Source organism: Cupriavidus sp. UBA2010, assembly GCF_002335265.1.
Classification (GTDB): domain Bacteria; phylum Pseudomonadota; class Gammaproteobacteria; order Burkholderiales; family Burkholderiaceae; genus Cupriavidus; species Cupriavidus metallidurans.
In genome coordinates this window covers 285,838-296,530 of the sequence record NZ_DDCI01000032.1, presented here as the reverse complement: position 1 = coordinate 296,530, position 10,693 = coordinate 285,838, and the positions used below count along the sequence as shown (strand labels likewise).

Sequence of the window (10,693 nt, the reverse complement as noted above, 5' to 3'; positions counted from 1 at the left end):
GCCCAGCCCCACGATCAGCGCGCCGCCCGCGGCATGGAGTGCCGCGCGATTCGCTCCACCCTCCTCCCATAGCGCCGCCTCATCCCGATACTGCTGCGCCAACTCCTGATTGCCCGCGTCGCTGGCTTCCTTGGCCTTCGCAAGCGCGGCCCGCTCCTTGCTCCCCGCAATATCCCCTACCGTCTTCGCCACCGCCTCCCCAGCCGCCTGCGCCGCCGCCATCATGTCGGCCTGCTTGCCCAGCACGTTGGCCAGATCCGGGTTCTTGCCCACCGTCGTGTTCGTGTTCGACGTCTCGCGGTTCAGCGTCGCCACGTCCTGCTTCTGGTTGCCCTCATCGTTAATGACGATCGTGCCTGCCGCGACACCCGATTGCGCCACGCCTCGCTGGCTGCCGCTCTCGTGCTGCGGAATCATCGGGCTCACGCCACCGGTGTTCCTGCCTGACGTCGGACCCGAGTTCTTGTCCTCCACCTTCGGCTCGAAGGTGAAGCCACCACTCACCCCCAACGACGTGGCGCTGTAGTCCGACTGGTTCTCCATGTCGCCCCAGGACAGCGTGCCCGTGGACAGCCGGTTCTTGTCCGGGCTGGCCGTGCTCGCGATCACCGCCTCCTTCAGGTCCGTGTTGCCCTTCACATCGAGATCGAAGCCGCCTTCAGCCACACCGCGCTTTCGGCAAGGCAGCGCAAATGTCATTTCGATTTGGAATCGTCGGAGTCTCGGTTGGTCGAATCTTCCAACTCGATAGTCTTCTCGGGCTCGTCATATGTGGCCTTGGCACGGCGCCATGGCGAAGTATCAAAGGGGCGCAGGTGAAGCGCCGAGGCTTTTGCAGAGTATCCGCCAATCGCCATCAAGGCCATACCAAGAGATATTCCAAAAATCCTGATCGACCCATAATAATACTCAACAAATGCATAAACGACAGTTATTCCAATTAAAAATAGAACTACGCAAACAATCCCTCTTAAATTCCCATCCCTAACAAACAAGCCCATATAAAACTCCAACAGTATTTATTTGTTTATGAAATTATTAATATCATTAGCGGGCCTTGAACCCTTAAATGATTCCATTACCTCATTGACTCCCGGGCTCAATGCAGGACCGACAACCGGAATCTTGCTTGAAAGATCTACGCCGAGTGATGTAGTTGTTTCAATAACCATTTGACCAACGTTTGGTTTTACTGCTTGAACGATCGCAGTCGCCCCCAGATTTACAACTGCCCCACCTGCCGCAACAGCCTCCGCAAGCGGCACATGCGGAGGCGTTGAGCGCCCCGCCGGCCTGCACCGTGCCCTGGCCATTGTTGATCGCCCCCGCCGACTGAAGCGTCATCGCCCCCTGCGAAACGAGCTGGCCGCCTGCATTCGATATGCTGCCCGCCGTCAGGGTGGTCGCACCCCGACTCGACATCTGACCACGGTCGTTCACAACCACGCCCGACGCATTGGCCGTCAATCCAGCGCCCGCCGTATTCGTAGCGCCCGTCAGGTCGAGATCGCCCGCTGAGGCCGTCAGATCCAGGTTGCCGACCGCAGACGTCTGACTGCCGGCCAAGGTCACGCTCCCCCCTCGAAGCGTGGCATTGCCGCTGGCCTGATTGCGCCCCGTGGCGGTCAACGTGCCGGTGGCCGACACCACCAGGTCCGCCGGCGCGGCCACCGTGCCATCCTGATTCACGCCTGCCGCCAGCGTGCCCGTCGAGTTCACACTGCCGCCCTTGACATCGAGCTGCTGCTGCGCCGCGAGCGTGCCGGTGTGACTCAACACACCATCGGTATCGAGCGAGACGGCTTGCGTGGCGTAGGTGGTACCGGAATTGTCGATACCATCGCGCGCGTGGGCGGTGAGGTTGCCACTCGCGTTGGTCTGACCGGCCAGCACCAGTTTGCCTTGCGTCGTCAATGTCAGATCGCCCGCTTGCGCGGCGGCGATGCCGCGCAGCGACACGCCTACGCCCTGCTCCGTCGAGGCCAGCAGGATCTTGTTGGCGTACATCCCACCCAGTTGCGCCACGTCGATGCCCTGCGCTGGGCCCGGGCCCAGGCCCGCGCCAGCGATCGGATTGATACGCAGCGTGTCGTGGTCCACCTGGTTCGCACCGGCGATCACGTTGAGCCGGTTGGCATACAGCGAGGCATTGGCCTGCACGGCACGTGCGATCAGATCCACCTGATCGACATTGGCGGCGTTCATGCCCGCGCCCTGCACCAGGATCTGGCCGCCCGTCACCCTGAAGGCGTCGAGGCTGCCGCTGCCCCCGAATACCGGCGTGCCCGTCGTCAACGTCGCGCGGCTGGTATTGATGAAGCCGAGGCCGTTGACCATCAAGCCATTGGGATTGGCGATCACGACTTCCGATCTGGCGCCGGCAACCTCGACATAACCCTGCAATTGACTCGGCATCGTGCCGGTCACCTGGTTCACGATAATGCGTGCACCCTGACCCGGCAGCAGATTCGGATTGCCGTTGATATAGCCGGCTTGTTGTGTCGCGACGATCGTCGGCGAATTGTTGAGAATGGCGCCAGGCTTGTTGACGTCGAATTGTGAATAGTGATTAAGAGAGACCCCTGCCGCCGAGGGACGCGTGATATCGACCTGCGGCAAGCCATTGGCGGTCTGTCCGACCGTCGGACGATGGGCGCCCGCATTCGGATCGGCCACGATCTGCGCCACGGCCTTTACCGGCACCCCCATTGCTATCCACACGCCCAGCGTGATCGCCGGCAATGCAAAACGCACGGTGGCAGCGCGCGCCGCCGGCATTCCACGGCCGGCGTGACGGCCCTTGCCCCGATTGGCCGCACTTTCCTGTACGGCCACAAGCATTCCATGCGCCGCGTTGAACACGAGGCGGTACAGATTGGTATTCATAACCCTGCGATTCCCGACGAAACGACAAACGGGGACGTTTGATCCCCAAACCAGCCTCCGTGCTTTGCGGAGGCATGTAGTCGACAGGCATGCCAGCCAATGGCACAGCCAGACCTGCGCGGTTTAAAGGCCAGCATATGAGTCGCGTCTATCCGCCGAAGGTTAAATTCGACGGATATTTGCGTTCACGCAATTTGCGGCCGGAGGGGGCGGGGAAACCAGAACGTGGAGCGTAGCTCGTGCGCGACGATTTTTTAATAGTAAGAATTTGAAAAACGCGCAAAGCACGCATCACGCATTGATGCCGTAATGCTTCAGAGAAGTGGAAATACTACGAGGAAAGCAGGCGAAAGAAAGGGACTGGCAAATGGACCTGAACGCAAAGCACACTCAATGCACGGCTCAAGAATTTTCTTAAATCGATGCTCAGCGATTCTTTGTCGCTTTGACCAAGCATTCAGACAATTTATCGAAGTGACGCAGCGCCGCCTGTGTCAGGTCGACCTGCTTGCGACGCGCGTCTTCGGTGTCCGCGAGTTCGATCCAACCCTTCTCGCGCATCGACTTCAGCCGCGCGTGCAGCGTCGCGGGCGAGCCAAATTCGGCGTGGCCGATCATGTCGCGCACGCACAGCGACTGGCCAGCCTGACCGGCGCGTGCCACGAACTCCAGAATGCGCTGCTCCAGCGGGTCCAGCGCCGGGAGCGTGGGCAGGCCACGCACGGCGTCGGCAAGTTGCAGGAAGCGCAGGTAGATATCAGCGGGTCTGGTCATACGAACAACCTCGGCCGGGGCGCGGAACATTGACGGAGAACGGATGCGTTATCATCCGCCGGTCCCCAATTTGGTACCGGCCGGATTCTACGTCAATGCCTCACCTCCGTCTGCAACTCGCCATGGTCCTGGCGACGATCGTCATGTTCGCGCTGACGCTGGCGGCCAACGGATGGCTGTTCCCGCAACTGGAACTGATTCCCGGCATCAACTGGATCTACCTGCCTGCGGGCGTGCGGCTGGTCGCGACACTGCTGTTCGGCGGAGCCGGCGCGGTGGGCCTGCTGATCGTTTCCTGGCTCGTCTGCTTTCTGTACCTGTTTCCGGATGACTTCAGCCGCGCGTTCATGGGCGGCATCCTGGCGACGGTCGCGCCCTATCTCGTGTACAAGCTGGCGCAGCACTGGTTTGGCCTGCGGGCGTCGCTGGCCAACCTGACGCCGAAACGCCTGCTGGCCTGCATCGTGGCGTACTCGGTGGCCAGCCCGCTGCTGCATCACATCTGGTTCTATCTGCACGGCGGTGCCGACCACGTCGTGCAGAGCTTCTTCGTCATGTTTATCGGTGACCTGTCTGGCACGCTGATCGTGATCTACACGATCAAGGGCTTGCTCGCGCTCATGCCGCGCCGGCCGACAACAGACGCCCGATGTACCTTCCCAGAGCAATCTGCAGGACATCGGAATTGATGCCGTCCGTACCGCCGAGCAGCGGCACGATCACCAGTTTCGTCCCGTCCTTCGTGAAGACGCGCAGCCGCTTGGGCAGATCGGCCGGCTGCAGGATCACTTCCTCTCCCACAACGCCAGCGAAACCGAACGCGCTTCGATAGTCCTCGGCATGCTGATGGCCAAAGCAAACGATGATCTTCGGCGTCATGTGACGCGCAAGCCTCGTGACGAACTCGAATCGTCCGCGTTCCCGACATAGCGCCGCATAGCGCGGGAGCGTGCGTGGCACGCCGAACGTATCGTGCGGTGTGCGCCCGGATGCCGAATCTTCGGCGCGGGCGAATGCCGGATAGAGACTCAGCCAGAATTCGTTACCCGCCGGCCCGTAAAGCCGCTCCTGGAAATACTCCTTCCAGTCCGGCACACCAGGCCCAGTGGCAGGCGTGTGCACCGCGGCCAGAATCCGTGCGATTTTCTGATGACTCTGCCATTTCGGCATCTCGTCCCGATTGCGCTGACGAAAATCCGCATTCCAGACGACGGGCATCGGCAACGGCTCTGGCGATGCGGCGATTGGCGAGCCCGCCAGACGTGAGGTTGCCTCGCACAGCCAGACTGGCGATTCAGGATTGCCCTGCATTCCGGCATATGAAGCCAGAAAAGCGTCCAGACCCGGCTTGCGATCGCAGGCGGACACACCCGCCCCATCCGTTTGCGCCGCCGGGGTTGCGCCTATGAACGCGGGATACCCGCCCCAACTCGAACAGCCTTCCACTGCATGACCCCCAGACTCTCTGCCGTACCCGTTTTAATCGTTATAAAAAGTATAACAATCAGATCTGCACGGCGTCTTATGAAGTTGGTACTTCATACAGAATGTCGGTCGCCTGCAACAGGTGGGCTGTCATCAAGGTGTATTCTCTCGGCCATGCCGGCGCCCGAAGAAAACAGAAGATCCTGACCCAGCCCCCGCACGAACACCCATGATCACACGGCCTCAACTGCACTGGTTCCGGATGCTGTTCGTCCTGCGCGGGTCCGTGCTGCCGGCAATCGCGCCGCAACTGCTCGGCGTCACGCTGTTCTCCGCGCTCATCACCGCGTTTCACGGGCGGATCTGGGACTGGAAGGTATCGCTGAATTTCGTCCCGTTCTCGCTGATCGGGCTAACACTGGCCATCTTTCTGGGCTTTCGCAACAGCACCAGCTATGCGCGCTACTGGGAAGGACGGACGCTCTGGGGCAGCGTGCTGATCGAGTCGCGGTCGCTTGTGCGGCAGGCGCTGACGCTGACGTCGGACCCCGATGCAGCCCGGCAACTCGCCCACCGGCTCTGCGTCTTCGTGCACACGTTGCGCCATCAACTGCGCGGCACGGATCCGGCGGCCGATATCGCGCCGTTCGTCGATACCGCCACCAGCCAGCGCATGCGCGACGCCCGGTTCAAACCCGCCATCGCCTTGCTGATCGCCGGCGAATGGCTGGGCGAGCAGCTACGCCTGGGAAAGCTGTCGCCGTCGCTGGCGTTGCCGATGGAAAACGCGCTGAGCCATCTGGGCAGCGCGCTGGGCGGATGCGAGCGCCTTGCCAGCACGCCGATTCCGTTCACCTACTCCGTCATCATCCACCGCTGCATCTATCTCTACTGCGTGCTGCTGCCGTTCGGGCTGCTCGACACGATCGGCCTGATGACGCCGGTGATCGTCTGCTTCATCGCCTATACGTTCTTCGCGCTGGAAGCGCTCAGCGCGGAGATCGAGGAGCCCTTCGGCGAAGAGCCCAACGACCTGGCGCTGGCCACCATGTCCTACATGATCGAATCGACCGTGCTGGAGATGGTGGGCGAGCAGCCGCTTAGCCCCCGGCCGGTCAGCGACGGCTATATCCAGACCTAGGCCGGGGAATCACCTCGTATCAACACGTCTCGCAGCACATCAGCGCGCGTCCTTCGGCTTGTCTCCCTTGGGCCAGTCGTTCGCACGCGCGGCGTAGTCCGGGCGCGGCTGCGCCGTGAAATATGCCGCCACGTCGAGCGCATCCTGCGCCGACAGCGTGCCACCCTGGCCTAGCGGCATGTTGTGCTTGACGAAGGCCGCGGCCGTGTACATCCGCGCCATGCCCGCGCCGATATTGAACGAGTCCTTGCCCCAGACCGGCGGGAACACGTAGCCGCCCTGAGGATTCTTCATGCCCTGGCCGTCGGCGCCGTGGCACGACGCGCACTGCGCCGCGTAGACGGCCTTGCCGTGCTCGCGGTTCGGCACGAGCGCGGTGTCGATCTTCTCGAAGCCACGGCCGGTAACGTTGGCGCCGACCGGTACGCCGAAGGAGAGCCACTTCATATAGGCCATGATCGCGTTCATCTCGGCGGAGTCGAACGCCAGGGGCTTGCCGTTCATCGAACGCTGGAAGCAGTCGTTGACGCGCTCCTGCAGCGAGATCAGTTTGCCGCTGCGCGAGCGGTATTCGGGGAACGCGCCCGACAGCCCCACCCAAGGCGAGGCATAGGCCGTCGTGCCGCCGTTCAGGTGGCAGTTCGTGCAGTTCAGCCCGTTGCCGACGTTCTTTGGCAACTGCTTATGGGTATCGGTGAGCAACTGCTTGCCACGGCGGACAGCATCGCCGACCGGCCCGGTTGGAATCGATGCCTCGTCGGGAACGACCAGGGGCACGGTCTTCTCCGCATGCGATACGAACGGCGCGCATGCCGCCATGGCGACAAACGCCAGAACACCCAGTTTTGTCCGGTTCACTTTGTTCTCCTCGGTTTATATGTGAACGATTTGTTGGCTTGCCTACCCTCAGACTGCAAGCACGACCTTGACCACCATGCCGATGGCGATCAGTCCTGCGACCACAGCGAAGCCCTGCTGCAGCCGCTGACCGCTCAGGCGGCTGGCGAAGAGCCTGCCGACGAGCATCCCGAGCATCGCGCCGGCCGCGAACGGCGCGGCGACATGCCAGTTCATATTGCCGGCCAGCGCGGTGGACACCACGCCCGAAGCGGACACCAGCGTGATCACGGCCAGCGATGTGGCCACGATCGTCTTGACCGGCGCGTTGGTCGCGCGGCGCAGCGCGGGAACGATCACGAAACCGCCACCTACGCCCAGCAGACCGGAGAGAAAGCCCGCGCCGATACCCGACGCCGCCAGCGCGCGCGTGCAGGATGCCGTCCAGACGAAGCGACCCGTCGCGTCATCGAGTTGGCAAGGTGGTGGCGGTCCCTGCGGCAGCATGGCGGTTGAGGCCGTTGAGGCCGTTGAGGCCGCTGAGGCCACTGAGGCCGCCGAGGCCACTGGTTGCGGCGCGCGGCTCTGCCTGAACATGCGCACGGCCACCCAGCCCAGCACGATCGCGAACAACACGGTCAGCGGGCCGTTCGGCACCCGGTGCGCGAGCCATAGCCCGACGGGCGAGGCCAGCACGCCGCTTGCCGCCATCATGGCGGCGGCCCGATAGCGCACGATACCCGCGCGGAGCCCGATCAACGCACCAACCGCAGCCGACACGCCAACCGCCAGCAGCGCGATCGGGCCGGCTTCAGCCATGCGCAGATGCAAACCGAATACCAGCAGTGGCACGGCAAGAATGGCGCCACCAGCGCCGGTCAGCGCCAGGATCAGGCCCACGATGGCGCCCAGAGAGGCGCCCACGGCATAGATCGATTCCATCAGGACAAACGCTGGGGGGGCGAGCGTAAGAATTTTTGTAAGGCGCCAATCATTACAAATTCCGTGCCACCTACGCGCGCGGCCGGGAACCCCCATGGAACAAGGGCTCGACGCGGAATGCGCGGATTGCGAAAGCGGCATCGGCGCTGCCAGCGCGCGGCAGTGCTGCCACGATGGCAGCACGTGGCAGCCGATTGGCAGTGGGGGGAACCCCGAACGACACCTATTCGATGCCCAGGGCCTTGAGCCGGCGATAGAGGGTGCGTTCGCTCATGCCGAGCGATTGGGCAAGCGCGCGGCGCGTGCCAGTGAAGTGGCTTGCGTGGAAACGCAGCGCCTCGTCGTCATCCTGCCGTGGCGCCTGCGTGCGATACGCGGACGGCGGCACGAAGCGGACCGAAGACACACGGGCCTCGCCCATTCCCGGCGGCAGATCCTTCACGCGGATCACACCGTCGTCAGCATAGAGACGGGCGCGCTCCAGCACGTTGCGCAGTTCGCGAATATTGCCCGGCCAGTGGTGGGCGCGCATGCGCGCGAGCGCCTCGGGACTCAGCCGCAGCGGGTCCTTGCTCCGATTGCCGCGCGCCAGAATCGACTCCGCCAGCAGCGCGATATCGTCCAGGCGCTCTCGCAGCGATGGCAGGTGGATCGGGAATGCCGCGATCCGGAAGTACAGATCCTGGCGAAACAGCCCCTGCGCCACCATCTGCTCGAGCGGCTTGTGCGTGGCGGCAACCAGCCGGAAGTTCGACTGCAGCGTCTCGACGCCACCCACGCGCCGGTAAGTACCCGACTCGATCAGGCGCAGCAGCTTGACCTGCATCGCCAGCGGCACATCGCCCATTTCATCGAGGAATAGCGTGCCGCCCTCGGCCGTCTCGACCAGCCCCGGCTTGCGCGCCTGCGCCCCGGTGAACGCGCCCTTCTCGTAGCCGAACAGTTCACTCTCGAACAGGGTCTCCGTCAGGCCCGAGCAATCGACCACGACGAACGGCCCGCTGGCGCGGTCGCTGGCCTCGTGTACGGCGCGCGCGAACATCTCCTTGCCAGTGCCCGATTCACCGAGCAGCAGCACCGGTAACGACGACGGCGCTACGCGCTGCACGGCCTCCAGTGCGTGATTGAAGGCCTCCGAGCGCCCCACCAGCCCTTCCGCGCTCGGCCGCGCCGATGCGCTTCGCACGGTGTTCAGGCGCTCGACGTAAGCCACCACCTGGTGGTTGTCGTCGAGGATCGGGCGCAGCTCCACGTTCACATGCTCGGGGCCACGCGGGGTGTGATGGATGTGAAGGACGCGATCCGGCCCACGGGTCTCAAACGCCTTGCGCATCGGACAGTGTTCGCCTGCCTGATCGCAGGGCACGTCATAGCCGTGCGAGACGCGGTAGCAGGGTTGGCCCAGATAGGGGCGTTCCACCGCGCCAAACTGGCGGCGGTAGGCCGTATTGGCAGCGAGGATGCGGTAGTCGGTATCCAGCACGATCGTCGGCTGGCTTTCCTGTTCCAGGTAGGACAACAGTCCCTGGAGTGTGGTGGGGCGATCCATAGGGGCGGGGGGCGGGGGCGGGTAAAACAAGGGCGCCATTCTGCCAAGTTCTGCCAACACTGCCAAGTTGGCAGTGACCCGAGGTGCCTGACAGTCCACGCTCCGCACGCGCAGGAAGCGAAATCCCTTGGAAATCATCGCCTTGTGGCGCACAGGCAGCATGGCACGGGTTTTGAGTCATTGCCCCGATCAAAAAACGGAAACGCCAACACACATGACAACACAGATGGTCATCGAAGCCTTCTTCGACCCCGATACGTGGACCCTGAGCTACCTTGTGCTCGACCGCGAGAGCCAGCAGTGCGCGCTGATCGACAGCGTGCTCGACTACGACCCGAAATCCGGCCGTACCCGAACCGCCAGCGCAGACCGCATGATCGACCGCGTGCAGACGCTCGGTGCCAGCGTGCAGTGGATTCTGGAAACCCACGTGCATGCCGACCATCTGTCCGCCGCGCCCTACCTAAAGGCCAGGCTCGGCGGCCAGATCGCCATCGGCAGCCATATCACCACGGTGCAGAAGGTGTTCGGCACGCTGTTCAACAGCGGTCCGGAATTCGCGCATGACGGCAGCCAGTTCGACCGTCTGCTGCAGGACGGCGACACGCTCTCGATCGGCAGTCTGCAGGTGCGCGCCATGCACACCCCCGGCCACACACCGGCCTGCATGACATACGTGATCAGCAACGGCAAGGACACCGCGGCATTCGTTGGCGACACGCTGTTCATGCCCGACTACGGCACCGCCCGCTGCGATTTCCCCGGTGGCGATGCGCGCACGCTCTACCGCTCCATCAACAAGGTGCTGAGCCTGCCCGCCGATACGCGCCTGTACATGTGCCACGACTACCAGCCCGGCGGACGCGAGCTGCTGTTCATGTCAACGGTCGCGGACGAGCGCGCCAGCAACATCCATGTGCGCGATGGCGTGAGCGAGGACGAGTTCGTCGCGATGCGCCAGGCCCGCGACGCCACGCTGTCCATGCCCACGCTGATCCTGCCGTCGGTGCAGGTCAACATGCGCGCCGGCGAAATGCCGCCCCCGGAAGCCAACGGCACGCGCTATCTGAAGATCCCGATCAACGCGCTTTGAGTCTTCGCCCCAGATTCGACAAGGAAAAAACATGCAATCGCGCCCC

Annotated in this window: 9 protein-coding genes and 2 pseudogenes; 3 read left to right on the top strand and 8 right to left on the bottom strand. The window is 63.3% G+C overall.

Annotated features, from left to right (window positions below; translation table 11 throughout):
* From B2246_RS23785 to B2246_RS23770, 4 genes and pseudogenes are all read right to left on the bottom strand, one after another.
* Positions 1 to 699: pseudogene (locus B2246_RS23785) on the bottom strand (hypothetical protein); the annotation flags it as partial.
* Positions 696 to 1,001, bottom strand: coding sequence for a hypothetical protein (locus B2246_RS23780; protein WP_152415097.1), 306 nt, complete (start codon positions 999 to 1,001; stop codon positions 696 to 698). The gene B2246_RS23780 and the pseudogene B2246_RS23785, both read right to left, overlap by 4 nt.
* Positions 1,002 to 1,266: 265 nt before the next feature.
* Positions 1,267 to 2,886 (bottom strand): annotated as a pseudogene (locus tag B2246_RS23775) (filamentous hemagglutinin N-terminal domain-containing protein); the annotation flags it as partial.
* Positions 2,887 to 3,312: 426 nt separating this feature from the next.
* Positions 3,313 to 3,660, bottom strand: coding sequence for a hypothetical protein (locus B2246_RS23770; protein ID WP_008647634.1), 348 nt, complete (start codon positions 3,658 to 3,660; stop codon positions 3,313 to 3,315).
* A 95-nt stretch (positions 3,661 to 3,755) separates the two neighbouring features.
* Here B2246_RS23770 and B2246_RS23765 point away from each other — a divergent pair, with 95 nt between their 5' ends.
* Positions 3,756 to 4,349 (top strand): hypothetical protein, encoded by a 594-nt coding sequence (locus B2246_RS23765; RefSeq protein ID WP_008647635.1) that lies wholly within the window; start codon positions 3,756 to 3,758, stop codon positions 4,347 to 4,349.
* Here B2246_RS23765 and B2246_RS23760 read toward each other — a convergent pair.
* A complete protein-coding gene (locus tag B2246_RS23760) occupies positions 4,279 to 5,028 on the bottom strand; it encodes a transcriptional regulator (protein ID WP_286881088.1) in 750 nt (249 codons plus the stop codon). The genes B2246_RS23765 and B2246_RS23760 overlap by 71 nt on opposite strands.
* Positions 5,029 to 5,314: 286 nt before the next feature.
* Here B2246_RS23760 and B2246_RS23755 point away from each other — a divergent pair, with 286 nt between their 5' ends.
* On the top strand, positions 5,315 to 6,226 hold the full coding sequence (locus B2246_RS23755) for a bestrophin family protein (protein ID WP_286881089.1): 912 nt from the start codon (positions 5,315 to 5,317) through the stop codon (positions 6,224 to 6,226).
* A gap of 39 nt (positions 6,227 to 6,265) precedes the next feature.
* Here B2246_RS23755 and B2246_RS23750 read toward each other — a convergent pair whose 3' ends face one another.
* The 3 genes from B2246_RS23750 to fisR form a co-directional block, all read right to left on the bottom strand.
* A complete protein-coding gene (locus B2246_RS23750; RefSeq protein WP_286881090.1) occupies positions 6,266 to 7,084 on the bottom strand; it encodes a c-type cytochrome in 819 nt (272 codons plus the stop codon).
* Positions 7,085 to 7,132: 48 nt separating this feature from the next.
* Positions 7,133 to 8,005 carry a sulfite exporter TauE/SafE family protein gene (locus B2246_RS23745; RefSeq protein ID WP_286881091.1) on the bottom strand — a complete coding sequence of 291 codons (873 nt, stop codon included), beginning with the start codon at positions 8,003 to 8,005 and terminating at the stop codon, positions 7,133 to 7,135.
* A 223-nt stretch (positions 8,006 to 8,228) separates the two neighbouring features.
* Positions 8,229 to 9,554 carry a sigma 54-dependent transcription regulator FisR gene (gene fisR / locus B2246_RS23740; protein WP_035881018.1) on the bottom strand — a complete coding sequence of 442 codons (1,326 nt, stop codon included), beginning with the start codon at positions 9,552 to 9,554 and terminating at the stop codon, positions 8,229 to 8,231.
* A gap of 214 nt (positions 9,555 to 9,768) precedes the next feature.
* Between fisR and B2246_RS23735 the strand changes: the two genes are divergently transcribed.
* The gene (locus B2246_RS23735) at positions 9,769 to 10,647 is read left to right on the top strand and encodes an MBL fold metallo-hydrolase (RefSeq protein WP_035881016.1); all 879 of its coding nucleotides are present in this window, start codon (positions 9,769 to 9,771) and stop codon (positions 10,645 to 10,647) included.
* The last annotated feature ends 46 nt before the right edge of the window (positions 10,648 to 10,693 follow it).